The sequence below is a fragment of the Cereibacter sp. Soil_C_27 genome (assembly GCF_057657095.1).
In genome coordinates this window covers 240,362-255,609 of the sequence record NZ_JBDGJD010000002.1, presented here as the reverse complement: position 1 = coordinate 255,609, position 15,248 = coordinate 240,362, and the positions used below count along the sequence as shown (strand labels likewise).

General features: G+C 68.6%; 15 protein-coding genes. 9 read left to right on the top strand and 6 right to left on the bottom strand.

Annotation, left to right across the window (positions count from 1 at the left end; genetic code table 11):
- Window positions 1-24: 24 nt before the first annotated feature.
- The 3 genes from AC3A5Z_RS08160 (at window position 25) to AC3A5Z_RS08150 (ending at window position 2,517) form a co-directional block, all read left to right on the top strand.
- Window positions 25-1,500 carry a phospholipase D-like domain-containing protein gene (locus tag AC3A5Z_RS08160; protein WP_487518874.1) on the top strand — a complete coding sequence of 492 codons (1,476 nt, stop codon included), beginning with the start codon at window positions 25-27 and terminating at the stop codon, window positions 1,498-1,500.
- Complete coding sequence (locus AC3A5Z_RS08155) at window positions 1,500-1,865, top strand: DUF4112 domain-containing protein (RefSeq protein WP_487518873.1); 366 nt, start codon at window positions 1,500-1,502, stop codon at window positions 1,863-1,865. Before AC3A5Z_RS08160 ends, AC3A5Z_RS08155 begins: the two co-directional genes overlap by 1 nt.
- A 91-nt stretch (window positions 1,866-1,956) precedes the next feature.
- On the top strand, window positions 1,957-2,517 hold the full coding sequence (locus AC3A5Z_RS08150) for a DUF2585 domain-containing protein (protein WP_487518872.1): 561 nt from the start codon (window positions 1,957-1,959) through the stop codon (window positions 2,515-2,517).
- Here the strand turns inward: AC3A5Z_RS08150 and AC3A5Z_RS08145 are convergent, their stop codons facing one another.
- The 6 genes from AC3A5Z_RS08145 to AC3A5Z_RS08120 form a co-directional block, all read right to left on the bottom strand.
- Window positions 2,518-5,148, bottom strand: coding sequence for an AAA family ATPase (locus tag AC3A5Z_RS08145; protein ID WP_487518871.1), 2,631 nt, complete (start codon window positions 5,146-5,148; stop codon window positions 2,518-2,520).
- Window positions 5,145-6,260 carry a metallophosphoesterase family protein gene (locus tag AC3A5Z_RS08140; protein ID WP_487518870.1) on the bottom strand — a complete coding sequence of 372 codons (1,116 nt, stop codon included), beginning with the start codon at window positions 6,258-6,260 and terminating at the stop codon, window positions 5,145-5,147. The genes AC3A5Z_RS08145 and AC3A5Z_RS08140 overlap by 4 nt, the downstream gene beginning before the upstream one ends.
- A 71-nt stretch (window positions 6,261-6,331) precedes the next feature.
- Entirely contained in the window at window positions 6,332-7,462 is a 1,131-nt protein-coding gene (locus tag AC3A5Z_RS08135; protein WP_487518869.1) for an ABC transporter permease, read from the bottom strand.
- Window positions 7,459-8,394 (bottom strand): ATP-binding cassette domain-containing protein, encoded by a 936-nt coding sequence (locus tag AC3A5Z_RS08130; protein WP_487518868.1) that lies wholly within the window; start codon window positions 8,392-8,394, stop codon window positions 7,459-7,461. The genes AC3A5Z_RS08135 and AC3A5Z_RS08130 overlap by 4 nt, the downstream gene beginning before the upstream one ends.
- On the bottom strand, window positions 8,391-9,326 hold the full coding sequence (locus AC3A5Z_RS08125) for an HlyD family secretion protein (RefSeq protein WP_487518867.1): 936 nt from the start codon (window positions 9,324-9,326) through the stop codon (window positions 8,391-8,393). Before AC3A5Z_RS08125 ends, AC3A5Z_RS08130 begins: the two co-directional genes overlap by 4 nt.
- Window positions 9,327-9,961: 635 nt before the next feature.
- The gene (locus AC3A5Z_RS08120) at window positions 9,962-10,483 is read right to left on the bottom strand and encodes an autoinducer binding domain-containing protein (protein ID WP_487518866.1); all 522 of its coding nucleotides are present in this window, start codon (window positions 10,481-10,483) and stop codon (window positions 9,962-9,964) included.
- Between the two features lie 53 nt (window positions 10,484-10,536).
- Here AC3A5Z_RS08120 and AC3A5Z_RS08115 point away from each other — a divergent pair, with 53 nt between their 5' ends.
- From AC3A5Z_RS08115 to AC3A5Z_RS08090, 6 genes are all read left to right on the top strand, one after another.
- Window positions 10,537-11,157: a helix-turn-helix transcriptional regulator gene (locus tag AC3A5Z_RS08115; protein WP_487518865.1), complete on the top strand. Its 621-nt coding sequence runs from the start codon at window positions 10,537-10,539 to the stop codon at window positions 11,155-11,157.
- Between the two features lie 132 nt (window positions 11,158-11,289).
- Complete coding sequence (locus AC3A5Z_RS08110; RefSeq protein WP_487518864.1) at window positions 11,290-11,991, top strand: autoinducer binding domain-containing protein; 702 nt, start codon at window positions 11,290-11,292, stop codon at window positions 11,989-11,991.
- 90 nt (window positions 11,992-12,081) lie between these two features.
- Window positions 12,082-12,714: an acyl-homoserine-lactone synthase gene (locus AC3A5Z_RS08105; protein ID WP_487518863.1), complete on the top strand. Its 633-nt coding sequence runs from the start codon at window positions 12,082-12,084 to the stop codon at window positions 12,712-12,714.
- Window positions 12,715-12,869: 155 nt separating this feature from the next.
- Window positions 12,870-13,136, top strand: coding sequence for a hypothetical protein (locus AC3A5Z_RS08100; protein ID WP_487518862.1), 267 nt, complete (start codon window positions 12,870-12,872; stop codon window positions 13,134-13,136).
- A gap of 302 nt (window positions 13,137-13,438) precedes the next feature.
- On the top strand, window positions 13,439-15,040 hold the full coding sequence (locus AC3A5Z_RS08095) for an OpgD/OpgG family glucan biosynthesis protein (protein WP_487518861.1): 1,602 nt from the start codon (window positions 13,439-13,441) through the stop codon (window positions 15,038-15,040).
- A complete protein-coding gene (locus AC3A5Z_RS08090) occupies window positions 15,040-15,246 on the top strand; it encodes a hypothetical protein (RefSeq protein WP_487518860.1) in 207 nt (68 codons plus the stop codon). The genes AC3A5Z_RS08095 and AC3A5Z_RS08090 overlap by 1 nt, the downstream gene beginning before the upstream one ends.
- Window positions 15,247-15,248 lie beyond the last annotated feature (2 nt).

The following is a 15,248-nucleotide window of genomic DNA, read 5'->3' as shown; positions in this document are numbered from 1 at the left end:
TGCCGCCCCACCTGCACCGGACACATGCCCTTAGAAAAATCTCTCCTCCGCCCCTCCGAAACCTGCTGGCGCATCGAACCTTCCGAGCGCCTCAGCGTCATCGTTGATGCCGCCGACTACTTCGCCACGATCCGCTCGGCGGTGCAGCTGGCCAAGCATTCGGTGCTGATGATCGGCTGGGATTTCGACACCCGCATCGAGCTGGAACCGGGGGCCGATACGTCGGAGGTGCCGACCCGGCTCGGCGACTTCCTGAACTTCGTGGTCGAGGCGAACCCCGACCTGCATGTGCATGTGCTGAAATGGGATCTCGACTGGCTGCCCGCGCTCGGCCGCGGCTCGACGCCGCTGATGGTGCTGGACTGGATGACCAACGAGCGCATCCGCTTCAAGCTCGACGCGGCGCATCCGGTGGCCTCGGCGCATCACCAGAAGATCGTGGTGATCGACGACGCGCTCGCCTTCTGCGGCGGTATCGACATGACCGGCGACCGCTGGGACACGCCCGACCATCTCGACGATCACCCCCACCGCCGCCGCCCGACCACCCGGCGGCGCTATGGTCCGTGGCATGACGTGACGACGGCGGTGAACGGCGAGGCGGCGCGCGCCTTGGGCGATCTGGCGCGGCAACGCTGGAAGGCGGCCACCGACGAGGATCTGGCCCCGCCGCCGCAACGCGAAGCGCTCTGGCCCGAGGGCCTGGAGCCGATGCTGGAGGATGTCGATGTCGCCGTGTCGCGCACCCTGCCCGCCCATGGCGAGCGCGAGGGCGTGCACGAGATCGAGAAGCTCTATCTCGCCGCCATCGCCGCGACGCAACGGACGATCTATATCGAGAGCCAGTATTTTGCCTCGCGCAAGGTCGCCGAGGCGATGGCCGCGCGGCTGCGCGAGGATGACCCGCCCGAGATCGTGGTGGTGAACCCCGAGACCGCGGACGGCTGGCTCGAAGAGCAGGTCATGGGCTCATCGCGGGCAATGCTGCTCAAGATGCTGCGCGAGGTCGATCACCGCGACCGCTTCCGCATGTATACCCCGGTCACCTTCAAGGGCGTGCCGATCTATGTCCATGCCAAGGTGCTGGTGATGGACGACAAGCTGCTGCGCGTCGGCTCCTCCAATCTCAACAACCGCTCGATGGGCTTCGACACCGAGTGCGACCTGTCGGTCGAGGCCCGCCCCGACCGGCCCGAGCTCAGCGAGAAGATCGTCGACCTGCGCACCCGGCTGCTGGCCGAGCATCTGGGTGTGACGCCCGAAGCCATCGTCTCGACCATGGAACGCAAGGACGGCTCGTTGATCGCCACGATCGAGGCGCTGCGCTCGCCCGGGCGGTCGCTGGTGCCTTTCGTGCCGCCGGATCTGAACGGGCTGCAGGAGACGGTGCTGGCCGACAGCGACCTGCTCGACCCCGAGCGCCCCTCGCACATGTGGGGCAAGCGCCGGCGCCGCAAGGCGCGGCTGCAATGGCTGCCCTTCTTTGGAAAAGACGCCTGATGCCCCAGACCAACCTGACCCCCGAACAGCGCGACGCCGAGATTGCCCGGCTCGACCAGCTGGCCCGCCTGCTCGACTCGCAGTTCGGCATCCTCGGCTTCCGCTTCGGCTGGGACGGCATCGCCAGTCTCGTGCCGGTGGTGGGCGATGCCGCGACCATGCTGCCCTCGGCCTATCTGATCTGGCGCGCGCGCGAGCTCGGCCTGCCGGCCTCGGTCCTGCGCAAGATGGCCTTCAACACTGCCTTCGACTTCGTCGGCGGCAGCGTGCCGGTGCTGGGCACGGTGTTCGACCTGATGTTCAAGGCCAATCTCAAGAACATGGCGCTGTTGCGCAAGCATCTGAACGACCTGCCGCCGCGCTGAGCTTCGCCCCGCAAGCAACTGTCCAGCCGCCGTTTTTCAGTCACGACGAAAGCTGTGGACGGCGCGCGGGCGATATGCTTGGCTCCGCCGCATGTCGAACCGCCTCCTGCCCTACTGGATCGTCACCGGCCTCGTGCTGGCCACCGCCCTCTGGCTGCTCTGGGCCGGGCGCGTGCCGATCTGCGACTGTGGCTACATCAAGCTCTGGCATGGCGAGACCATGAGCTCCGAGAACTCGCAGCATCTGAGCGACTGGTATACACCCTCGCATCTGCTGCACGGCATCCTCTTCTACGGCGCGCTCTGGCTCGTCGCCCGCCGCCTGCCCGTCGGCTGGCGGCTGCTGCTCGCCACGGCAGTCGAGGCGGCTTGGGAGATCGTCGAGAACTCCGACGCGATCATCGAACGCTACCGCGCGGTGACGATCTCGCTCGACTATTACGGCGACTCGGTCGTCAACTCCGTGGCCGACATCCTCGCGATGATCGCAGGCTTCTGGCTGGCGCGGGCGATTCCGGTCTGGGCCTCGGTGCTGATCGTCATCGGCTTCGAGGCGCTGACCGCCGTGGTGATCCGCGACGGGCTGGCGCTGAACGTGCTGATGCTGCTGCATCCGCTGGACATGGTGCGCGACTGGCAGGCGGGCGGCTGATCAGGCCGGCCCGATCCGCACCACCGCCCGCTCGCCGCCCAGCCCCGCGAAAGCGCGCTGGCGGCAGGTCAGCACGAGGATCTGCTGATCCTTCGCCACCCGGTGCAGCGCGGTGAACATCGCCTCGATCCGCGCATCGTCGGAATGGACCAGCGCATCGTCGAGGATCAGCGGCACAGGCTGGCCGTTGCGGGCGAAGAGCCGGGCGAAGGCCAGACGGGTCAGGATGGCGAGCTGCTCGCGCGTGCCGCCCGACAGCACGGCCAGATCCTCGGCCACCCCATTGCGGTGCAGGGCGGCGGGCAGCAGCGTGCGATCGTCAAGATGCAGCTCCGCCCCGTCATGCAGGATGGCGAGCAGCGGCGCCAACTCCTGTGTCACAGGGCCGAAATAGGCGTCGCGCGCCGCCACCCGCGCCTCTTCCAGCGCGCGGCGCAGGCGGGCGAGCGCCGTCACCTCGGCCTCGTAGCGCGCGGCACGGGCACGGGCGGGCGGCAGCGCACCGCGCACCTCCTCCAGCTCCTCCTCGATCCCGGCATCGGCCTGGATCCGGATCGCCCCTTCCAGCTCGGCGATCCGCTGCGCCAGCCGGGTGCGGTCGCGGGCCGCGAGATCGACGACGCTCTGCGCCCGGTCGCGGCGGGCAAGCGCGGTGTCGAGGTCGGGCGCGGCGGCGATCAGCGTTTGCAGCGCCGCCTCGCGCTCGGTCCGCAGCGTCTCGGCCTCGGCCAAGCGGCTGCGCGCTTCGGCGCTGCGGCTGGCGTGCAGCGCCGGGTCACCCGCCTCGGCCCGCGCCGTGTCGAGCGCTGCTCGGGCGGCATGGTCGGCGGCCTCGGCGCGGGCCAGACGGTCGCCCGCCTCCACCGCTGCCTGATGCGCGCCGCGGGCCGTGGCCAGCGCCCCGGCCTCCGCTGCCTCCGCCGCCTGCAGCAAGGGCTCCAGCAGCGCCGGGTCTTCGGCCTCGGCGCCGCCCGATCCTGCCTCGGCTTCGGCCCGGGCGAGCGACTGGCGCAGCGCCTCGATCCCCTGCGGCGCGGTGTTGGCGAGAAGCTCCGCCGCCTGACGGCTCTCCTCCCGCGCCGAAGTTGCGGCTGTCAACTTTTGCCGCGCCTCGGCCAGGGTCTCGGCCGCACAGGCCGCCAGCGCGCGGGCCAGCGCGGATTCGGCGGCGGAAAGACGGGCGGGCAGATCGTCCTCCGCCCGCTCGCCCGGATCGACGGTGAGCTGGCCCAGCCCCGGCAGATCCAGCAGGCTGCGCCCGGTGAGCCGCAGCGGCTCCAGCACCGGCGCGCCATCCTGCAGGGCGCGGGCCGCGCCGGAATAGGCGAAGTGCAGCGTCACCGCCCGCGCCCCGGCGATGGCGGTGAGCCGGTCACGCTCCGCCGCCGCCACTTCGGCAGCGGCCAGCGCCTTGGGCGTGACCGGCAGGGCAGCGGCGCGGGCCTCGGCGGCCTCCTTGCGGCTGCGGAAAGCCTCGGCGCGCTGGATCGCATCGCGGAGCGAGGTTACCGCCTGCGCCGCCTTGGCCGCCAGCGCCGCGCGCTGCGCCAGTTGCAGCCGCGACCGCAGCCCGGCCACCGCGGCGCGAGCCGCCTCGCCCGCCGTGGTGGCATTGCGATCCTCGTCGCGCACGGCCTGCGCCGCCGTGGCCAGCCGCGCGACCTCGCCCGCCGCAGCAGCCTGCCGTGCCTCGGCGGCGACCAGCCGCCCGGCCAGCGCATCCAGCGCCTCGAGATCGCGCCTGCTGCCCTGCCCGGTCAGCACCGCCATCTGCACCGCCTGCCGCGCGCGCTCCACCTGTTCGGCATGGGCCAAGGCCGCTTCATGGGCGGCGCGAGCCTCGCGCAGGCTGGCCTGCCGCGCGGCCTCGGCCTCCGGATCGTCGAGCGCCGTGCGCTGCCGCTCGGCCTCGCGCCGCTCGCGCAGCGCGCCGGAGAGGGCGGCAGCCTTGGGGGCCAGCAGCGCCTCGCGGTCCTCCAGCGCCTTCACCTCGGCCTGCGCCCGGTGCCACTCGCCCCCCGCCTTGGGGCGAAGCTGGCTGGTAGCCAGCCGGTCCAGCTCCGCCGCGCTGCGCGCTAGAACCGCATCCATCCGCCGCCCGCCGGTCATCATGTCGATCTCGCCCGCGACCGAAGACAGAAGACCGCGCCGGGTGGCGAGCAGGCTCTCGCGCTCGTTGCGCTCGGCGGCGGAGGAGCCCTCCGGCTCCAACCCCAGAAGGCCCTGACGGACCCAGAGGAGGCCGGAGGGGCCCGAGAGCCCGCCGTCGATCAGCCGGTCGATCCAGGCCTCGGCCTCGTCATCCTGCGCGAGGATGCGGCCCGTGGCGTCCAGCACCCGGGCGCTGGCGCGGCCGAGCCAGCGCTTTTCCAGACGGAAGCGACCGTCCTTCGTGTCGACCTCCACCGCCACCTCGGGCGTGGCGCCGGAATGCGGCTGCAGGGATTTCACCGCCGCCGCCTTGCTGCGGTGGCGTTCGAAGAACAGCGCGTGCAACGCGTCGAAGAAGGTTGATTTGCCGAATTCGTTCGGCTCGGCCAGGACGGTGATGCCGTCGCCGATCCCGTCCAGCGTGGCGGTCTGACCGGCGAAACGGCGGATGTTGGTGAGGGAGATCGACCTGAGCTTCATGCCGCAACCTCTTGCGCGAACGAGAAAAGCCGCGACAGCGCGATGGCCGCCGCCTCGCGCGCCGGGGGGGATAGCGAAGTATCGTTGGTTTCGGCCAGCAGCGCCTCGGCGGCGGCGCGCAGGGCGCCGGCGCGGTCGATGAGATCGAGATCCTCGGGCCGCGCCTCGGTGCCCAGGGCGGTGAGGTCGCTGGAGAACCAGCCGAAATCCGGGGCCGCCGCCTCCAGCGCCGTCTCGAGCTCAGCGCGCTCGGGCAGCGTCAGACGGCCCTGTGCCTGCACCCTGAGCAGCGTGTCGCGGCGCTGGCCGAGCGCGGGCAGCGTGGCGGCCAGCCGCTGCGCCAGCGCCTCGCCGGGCAGCAGGTCGAGCGCCAACGTATGCCACCGCAGGCTGCCGGTCGCGACCCGCTCCACCACCGGCGGCGCGCCCGGCGCCGCGAGCGCGACGACCAGCGCGCCCGCCGCATCGGCATGCTTGAACCCGTCGGCCTCGGGCGTGCCGGAATAGCGGGTGCGGTCGCCGACGGCGAGCGCCCCGTGCCAGTCGCCCAAGGCGAGATAGTCGAGCCCCGCCCGCTGCGCGCGGTCGGGCGGGATGATGCCGGGCACGCCCTCGTCGGTGAAATCGGTGACGGCGCCATGGGCAAGGCCGATGCGCAGCCCCTCGCCGCCCGGCTCCATCCAGTCGGTCAGGTCGCGCCCCGGACGGCGCTGGGTGCAGGGCGCGGGATAAAGCGTGACGCTGGGGGTCAGGGCCAGCGGCTGCGGCTCCAGCGCCAGCCGGAGGTTCGGCGCGGCATCGCCGGCGATGCGGCGCCAGAGCTCGGTCGCGGCAAGGCTGTCGTGGTTGCCGGGCAGCAGCACCCAAGTCAGGTCGGGCGCGGCCGCCATCGCCCGCAGCGCCTGACGCAGCGTGTCGGGCGCGGGTGTCTCGGCGTCGAACGTGTCGCCCGCCAGCAGCACCACCCCCGCGCCCCCTGCCCGCGCCGCTTCGGCCAGCCGGGCGATCGCGCCATGCCGCGCCTCGCGCAGCCGGTTGCGGATGCCCTCGGGATAGCCGCCAAAGGGCTTGCCGAGATGCAGGTCCGAGCTGTGCAGAAAGCGGAAGGTCATGGCGGCTCCTGAGATTCGGGAAGCCGCATCCTGACCGATCGGCTGCCGGGGTGTAAGAACCCCTCGGGCCGCTAGTCCAGCGTCTGGCGGTAGCGGCGCAGCGCGATGGCGACGATGACCAGCATGATCGCCCCCAGCGCCAGCATGTCGGGCGCGATCTCGGAGAGCCCCGCGCCCTTCAGCATGACCTTGCGGGTCACGCGCAGGAAATGCGTGGCGGGAATCGCCGCACCGAGCACCTGCGCCCAGCCCGGCATGCCGGCGAAGGGGAACATGAAGCCCGAGAGCAGGACCGAGGGCAGGATGGTGAAGAACGAGAGCTGCATCGCCTGCATCTGCGAGCGCGCTACGGTGGAGATCAGGAAGCCGAGGGCGAGATTGACGATGATGTAGAGGTTGAAGCCGGCGAAGAAGGCCAGCGGGTCGCCGAGGAAGGGCACGTCGAAGACCAGCCGTGCCGACAGCAGGAAGACTCCCGTCTGCACGTAGCCGACGAGGATATAGGGGGTGATCTTGCCCAGCATCACCTCCAGCGGGCGGACGGGGGTGGCGATCAGCGTCTCCATCGTGCCCTTCTCGCTTTCGCGGACGATGGCGACGGCGGTGATCATCACCATGGTCATCGACAGGATGACGCCGAGAAGGCCCGGGACGATGTTGGTGGCGGTGCGCTGTTCCGGGTTGAACTGGCGGTGGATGGTCACCGCGAAGGGCGGCGGGCTTGCGGCGCTGGCGGCGAGCGGGCCGGTCAGAGTGTCCTGCATCGCCCGCTCGACGATGCCGCTCATTGCCGCCGCGGCGCCGCCGGTGACGGCGGGGTCGGAGGCGTCGGCGGAGAGCAGGACATGGGGCGAGAGGCCGCGCAGCGTGTCGCGCTCGAAGCCGGGCGGGATGACCACGACGAAGCTGGCGCTGCCGTCGCGCAGGGCAAGGTCGCCCTCGGCGCGGCTGGTCACGATGTCCTGAAAGTCGAAATAGTCAGAGGTCTGCATCCCCATCAGCACCGCGCGGGTGACCGGGCCGGTATCGGCCATCTCGACCAGCGTCGGCAGGTGCTTGGGGTCGGAGTTGATGGCGAAACCGAAGAGGAAGAGCTGCGTGATCGGGATGCCGATCATCATGGCGAAGGTGACGCGGTCGCGCCGCATCTGGACGAATTCCTTCACCAGCACCGCCAACAGCCGCCCGAGCGAGAAGCTCATGGCGCGGCCCCAGCGAAATTGTCCTTCGCGCTGGCCATGAGATAGATGAAGGCCTCCTCCAGTCCGCCCTTCTGCCGCTGCCAGCGATGCGTTCCGCGCGCGGCGCCCTCCTCCGCCACCCGGTCGAGCGCCGGCGCGTCGGTGCCCGAGACATGCAGCACCGCGCCGAAGCGGGCGACCTGCTCGACCCCGGGCCGCTTGCGCAGCTCGGCCTCCAGCGCCGCGATGTCGGGGCCCTCCACCCGCCAGGTGACGAGGCCGATCATGCCGGGGATCTTGGTCGCGGGGCCGGCGATCAGTTTGCGGCCATAGGCGATGTAGGCGATGAAGTCGCATTGCACCGCCTCGTCCATGTAGTGGGTCGAGACCAGCACGGTGACGCCCGCCGCCGAAAGACGGCGGATCTCGTCCCAGAAGTCGCGCCGCGCCTTGGGGTCCACCCCCGCCGTCGGCTCGTCGAGAAGCAGCAGGCGCGGCGCGTGGATCATGCAGGCGGCCAGCGCCAGCCGCTGCTTCCAGCCACCGGAGAGCGTGCCCGCCAGCTGCCCCGCGCGGTCGGTGAGGCCGAGGCCCGCCAGCGCCTCCTCGACCTTGGCGCGGCGGTCGGGCACGCGATACATGCGGGCGATGAAGGCAAGGTTCTCGCGGATCGTCAGATCCTCGTAGAGCGAGAAGCGCTGGGTCATGTAGCCCACGTTCTCCTTGATCCGCTGCGACTGGGTCAGGATGTCGTAGCCGAGGCACTGGCCGCTGCCCGCCTCGGGGGTCAGCAAGCCGCACATCATGCGGATCGTCGTCGTCTTGCCCGAGCCGTTCGGACCGAGAAAGCCGTAGATCGCGCCCTTCGGCACATCCATGTCGAAACCGTCGACCACCTTGCGCCCGTTGAAGACCTTGGTCAGCCCGCGGACGGAGATGGCGAGCCCGGTCATGGCGCGAGCGAGACCGGCTGGCCCGGCAGCAGCCCCGACCCCGGGCTGAGCCGGGCCTCGGCGCGGAACACCAGCCGGTCGCGCTCGTCGCGGGAGTAGAGGATCGGCGGGGTGAACTGCGGATCGGAGGCGAGCCGCGTGATGCGGGCGGTGATGCCCGGCGTGCAGCCGTCGCAGGTGACGGCGAGCCTGTCGCCGAGGGCGGTGGCGGCCCGCTTCGGCTCGGGGATGAAGAAGATCGCCTTCAACTCGCCCGGCTCGAAGATCGCCAGCACCGGGGCACCGGAGGCCGCGACCTCGCCCACCTCGAAGAAGCGCCGCTCGACGAGGCCCGAGATCGGCGCGGCGAGGCTGCGGTCGCGCAGCGCGATGCGGGCGGCCTCGGCCTCGGCCCGCGCCATGTCGAGGCTGGCCTCCGCCGCCAGCCGCTGCGCATCGCGGGCGGGAAGCTGCGCCACCTCCAGCTCGGCCGAGAGCTGCTCCAGCTGCGCCTCGGCACTCTCCACCGCTGTCAGGTCGCGGTCCACCTCGGCCTGCGGCACGCGGCCCTGCTCCAGCAGGCGCTGCGAGCGGGCGAGCGTGGTGCGGGCAAGATGCAGATCGGCCTCGGCCCGGTGCAGCGAGGCGCGCACCACCGCGATCTCGGCGGCGCGGCTGCCGGTCTGCAGGTTGTCGAGATTGGCCCGCGCCACGGCAACCGCCGCCGTCGCTGCCGCGAGGGCAGCGGTCTGGCTGTCGCTTTCCAGCGTGACGAGGATCTGACCGGCGCTCACCGCCTCGCCCTCGGCCACCGCCAGCGAGACGATGCGACCCGCGGTCAGGGGGGAGACGTAGACGTAATCGGCCTCGACATAGCCGTTGTAGACCGGCTCGGCGGTGCCGAAGCCAAGGGAGGCGAAGCCGGCGAGAAGGGAGTCGAGCAAGCCGCTCATGGAAGGACCGGATCGATTCGCGGTGGCGGAGGAAGACATACTTTGGTCGGGGGCATCGGTCGGATGCGACCTATGCGTGTAGGTGAACCCGGTCGAGAGGATGGCGGAAATGTGGGGATAATATCGGCGCTTGGCGGGTGGCATGCCAATTCGGACGGGTGCGGTGTTATGGCGAAGCGCTTAATCGGAAGCCGGTCCAAGAGGGTGGCGCGGGGCTGTCGCTGATCGTGACGCAACGTTATCGGGCGAAGGTGCAATGCGCCCCGGAAGACACACGCATTCAATTGCGCGTGTTCGCCCGGGAGCATCAACCGGGCTCGCGCCGGGCAATTCCGACCTGTGGAGACATTCGACGTGAGGGCAACTGCGGGACGCAACGGGGACCCCGCGGTTGCGCAGGGTGAAGCATCGGCATGCCCGCCCGCGCGACGACGGGGCGTCGAGCGAGGGGAAAACCAGCGGTTGGGGGCTTCGACCTGCGGCATGGCCGAGTGATAGCCGACGACTCGGGACGCGACCAGCTTGCCGGCGGGATGCCGATCCGCAGCGCGAAAGCTATCTTCTTGAGCACCAATGGCTTACAGGGGGTTCTTCAGGCCCGCTATGAGCTGCGGCATAGTGCCGCAGACCAAGGCTCAGTCGTGCTTCAGCCCGACCGCCAGACCGCGCAGGGTCACCAGCGTCTCTTCCGTCGCGCTGCCCAGCGACTCCGTCGCGTCATGCATGCGCTGCACATGGTCGGCGGCATAGGCGATTTCCGCTTCGGTCAGAGGGCGTTCGGCGTGGCAGAAGAAGCCCAGCGTGCGCGAGCCGGCATCGCCGACGGAGACGACAATACCGTAGCGCAGCCCGTATTCCGCAGCCTTCACCATCATTCCCGCCTCGTCGTCGGCGCGAAGATCGTCCCAATTGCAGATGCCGGTGTGGCTCAAACCCCATCGAATCGTGGGATCGGTAAAAATAAGCGCATTGCCGTTGTAATAGTCGATCCACGCTTGCGGATAGGTCTGATACAAGAGCGTCGGATTGGCGAAGCGGATTCTCACGCCGATGGCAAAGCGCCAGTCGGAATGGTCGTTGAGGTCACGAAGGATATCTCGGACGTTGGTAACGCTCACCATGGTTGGCACATGCCCATAGGTTGTGTATCTCGACAAGGCGCGGCATCATCACCGTGCGATATGCACACTCTACGGTCTGCCGGACAACAATGGAACAGCTTAAGCTCATGCACCTGTCAGATATGAAAGGGGCATTCGCGCGCGTGGCACCTGCCGGCTTCTATGTCGCACTCCGCGTCGGATTCTACGCCCCGGAGGACGAGCTGAATGCCTTTCCCGAGGACTGGGTGGAGCACTACACCACCCGCGGCCTTGCCGTGCAGGACCCGTTGATGCGCTGGACCTTCAGCAACCACGGCGCCCGCCGCTGGAGCGAGATCGACCTGCCCGACCCGTCGCATGTGCTCAACGGCTACCGCGACTACCAGCTGCGCTACGGCGTGACGGTCTGCCTTCCGGGGCGCGGCCCCTCGCCGAAAAAGAGCTTCGGCATGTTCGCCCGATCGGACCGCGAAATGCAGGATCAGGAGATCGAGGAGCTGACGCATCTGCTCTCGGCGCTGCATGTGACCGAGCAGCAGGCCCTGACCGAGAGCCAGGTCGAGGTGCTGCGCATGCTTTCGACCGGCATGCGCTACAAGCAGATGGCCTATGAGCTGGGGATCTCGGAAAGTGCGGTGAAGGCGCGGCTGAAGAGTGCGGCGCTCAGGATGAACGCCAAGACGGCGGCGCAGGCGGCCTCGGTCGCGGCGAGCCGGGGGATGCTCTAGGTTGCGCCGATGCGGCCGGGGAGATGACGCGAAGAAGACACAATTGTGGCACTCCCCGCCCGCGGGGTTAGGTGATATAAGGCCCGAACTGCAACGAACGCAGCGCGCGCTGTTAGCCGGAGTGCCGGAGGCATGGACATCATCGACCTGAGTGTGGCGACGAAGACGTCGGAGAACTATCTTGGGTTTCTCGATCAGGTCTGCGACCGGCTGGAGCTGGACTTCGCCTCCTATGCCACGACGAGCCCGATGACCGGCGCCGTGCAGGGCTATGCCAACTATCCCGACCGCTGGAAGATGCATTACATGCAGCGCAACCTGCATCGGGTGGACCCGACGATCCACAAGTCGGCGCTGAGCATCGCGCCGGTGGACTGGAACCGCTTCGAGCGGGACGAGAAGTTCAAGGCGGTGTTCTTCGCGGCGGGCGATTTCGGCATTTCCACCCAAGGGCTTACCGTGCCGATCCGCGGCCCCTACGGCGACCGCGGGCTCTTGAGCGTGACGCGCAGCTGCACGCGCGAGGAATGGGACAAGCTGAAGCGCAACGTGATCGGCGAGCTGCAGGTGGCGGCCGTCCATCTGCATGACGCGGTGATGCGCTCGGACGTGATCTCGCAGGCGCTGCGCCAGCCGAAACTGTCGCGGCGCGAGAAAGAAATCCTGCAATGGGTTGCAGCCGGCAAGTCGCAGGTCGATATCGGAGACATCTTGTGCATCTCGCATCGGACGGTCGAGGTGCATCTGAGATCGGCGCGCGAGAAGATGGGCACCCTCTCCACCGTGCAGGCTGTCGGGCGGGCCATCGGGCTGGGTTTGATCTACCCCCGGTAAATCGTTCGATCTACGGGTTTCCCCTCATTTAAGATTGGCAAGAAGCCGCGCATCTTACCTGCAGGCCACAAACCGCAGGGGACCGCAACCATGATCTTCGTTATCGACTCGTTGAATAAACACGAGTTTCCCGCCCTTCTTGACGATATGTTCCGCCTTCGCAAGCGCGTGTTCGCCGACCGGCTCGGCTGGGACGTCCGCGTGTCGAACGGCATGGAGAAGGACAAGTTCGACGATCTCGACCCCGCCCATGTGATCAGCGTCGACGACAACGGCGAGGTCGTGGGCTGCATGCGTCTGCTGCAGACGACCGGCCCGCACATGCTGTCTGACATCTTCGGCGAGCTGCTCGATGGCGAACCGCCGCTGCGCAGCGCCACCGTCTGGGAGGCCACCCGCTTCTGCGTGGACACAGAGCGTCTGACCCGCGGGATGGAGCGCAACTCGATCTCCTACGTCACCAGCGAAGTGATGATCGGCGCCTTCGAGTTCGCCATGTCTGCCGGTATCAGCGATGCTGTCGCCGTGATCGACCCGGTGATGGACCGCGTGCTGAAGCGCTCGGGCAACGCCCCCTACGGTTACCTCGGCTCGCCCAAGCCGATGGGCAAGGTGACGGCGCTGGCCGCGCTGATGGACTGCTCGGAAGAGCGCATCCGCTCGATCCGCGACTATGCCGGCATCCGTCACGACGTGACCCTGCCCCAGCGCGTCAACGCCTGATCTCCCCTCCTGTGGCCGCAGGGGCGGCGGAACACCGCCGCCTCCTGCACCTCTCTCTGGTAAAGGGCATCGCTTGCCCTAGGTTTGAAGGATGAATGATCCTTGAACCCACCATGAGACGAGTGATGGCCCTCCCCACGCGAAACAGATCCAACTTGACGCGCTTGCGGCCCCGCCGCAGCACCGCGCATGGGCCCGGCCCCGGATCCGACCGTCACGCCTGGATGGTGCCGCATCTCATCTCGTTGATCCGCTACGCCGAACTGAACGGCCTGCGCGATGCCGAGCTTGCCCTGACCGAGGCTACCGAGATCATCGCGCCCACGGTCCACCCCTCGAACCAGCCCCCATCCCCGCCGCCGCGACGTCCCGACGCAGCCCCGGCGCAGGTCGTGCAGATGACCGATCTGCGCAGGCCCTGAGGCCCGCGACTCTCCCCGTCCGATGACTGTTTCCCCATCTTTTCCACCCTTTGCGGGTTGCCGTTAAATCGCGCACAAATCGGCAGGTTTTGCCCCGGCAAGAGCTTTCTGCACGCGCAAAGCGAGTATCGCCCGGAAAGCGAGCGAACTCTGCCACATAGTTTGGCAAATTAACGCTCAGACAGGCGGCAGACCAGTGCCCGACCTTGCAACGTCACCCTCGCCGACCATATAGCAAGTGCCGACGCGAATCTGCCAGCTGCACAACGCAAGCCCTTGGAAAACAAACCCAGTTGCACCATATGACCATATCAGCGACCTCCCCCTCCCGGTTGACACGTCGCCGCCTGCTCATGGCGGCGTCCTCCTCCGTCGCGCTGGCCTCCGGCGCTGCGCTGGCATGGCCCGCCCTTGCCCAGGATGCCGCGGCGCCCGCCGCTGCACCGCAGCAATTCAGCTTCGACACGCTCGCCGAAGAGATGCGCGTCGCCGCGACCGAGCCCTTTGTGCCGGGCGAGAAGCCGACGGGCTTTCTGGGCGATCTGAAATACGACGATTACCGTCAGATCCAGTTCAACCCCGAGAAGGCGCGCTGGGAGGGCACCGACAGCCTGTTCCGCGTGCAGGCCTTCCACATGGGTTGGCTCTTCGGCGAGCCGGTGCGGATGTTCGAGGTGGCCAATGGCGCCGCGACCGAGATCCAGTTCTCGACCGACGACTTCATGTATTACAACGAGCTGGCCGCCCGGGTGGCGCCGCACACGCCGCTGCCCGGCGTTGCGGGATTCCGGCTGAACATGCCGCTCAACCGGCCCGACATCTACGACGAGCTGGTGGCCTTCCTCGGCGCCAGCTACTTCCGGGCGCTGGGTCAGGGCAACTCCTACGGCATCTCGGCCCGCGGTCTGGCGATCAACACCGCCTCCTCCGAGCCCGAGGAATTCCCCCGCTTCTCGCGCTTCTATCTGGAGCGTCCGGCAGCTGGCAGCCATACGGCGGTGGTCTATGCCACGCTCGACAGCCCCAGCGTGACCGGCGCCTACCGCTTCGTCATCACGCCCGGCGCCGAGACGGTGATGGACGTGACGGCGCGGCTGTTCTTCCGCACCGACGTGGCGCAGCTTGGCGTCGCCCCGCTGACCTCGATGTTCCTCTTCTCCGAGAAGAACCGGGCGCTGTTCGACGACTACCGCCCCAATGTGCATGACAGCGACGGGCTGCGCATCCGCCGCGCGGATGGCGACATCCTGTGGCGTCCGCTGAACAACCCGCCGCGTCTGTCTGGCAGCTATTTCGCCGAGGAGTCGCCGCTGGGCTTCGGCCTCTACCAGCGCGACCGCGCCTTCGACAACTATCAGGACACCGAAGCGCATTACGAGCGCCGGCCCTCGGTCGAGGTCGAGCCGCTGGGCACCTGGGGCAAGGGCGCCGTGCGTCTGGTCGAGATCCCGACCGAGTTCGAGGTGAATGACAACATCGTCGCCTTCTGGGTGCCCGAGGGCGCCGTGAAGTCCGGCGATGCGCGCGAATTCGCCTACCGTCTGCGCTGGGGCATGATGGAGGAAGATCCGCGGGCACCTCGCGCGCATGTGCACGAGACGCGCTCGGGCCATGGCGGGGTCTCGGGGGTGGAGAACACCAACGAGTCGCGAAAATTCGTGATCGATTTCAAGGGCGGGATGCTGGCGGCGCTGCCTGCAGATGCCGAGGTGGAGCCGATAGTCACTGCACGCAATGCGGATATTCATTCTGCGACGCTTGAACGGATCGAAGGAACCGACATATGGCGTATCGTGCTGGACGTGGCCGCTGCAGAAGGCGCCACTGTGGAACTCGGGGCTCATGTCGCGGGTTACGGTAGCAAGCTCACAGAAACCTGGCTCTATCAGTGGATCAAAGCATAATGCTGAACCATTCTGCCCTGTCGCGCGCCGAAGATGACGCCCAGCTTCAGGACGCCGCGCTTGATATCGACGCCCTCGTCGAGGGTCTTGGCGCCCCTCCCGTGGCGCCCTGTGCCATGCCCAAGCAACAGCTCGAGGCGGATCGGCCCGCCTGGCTCTCGGCTCTGCGCCTCTTCGGAGCGCGCGCTCCGAGGGCGAGGCTCTGATC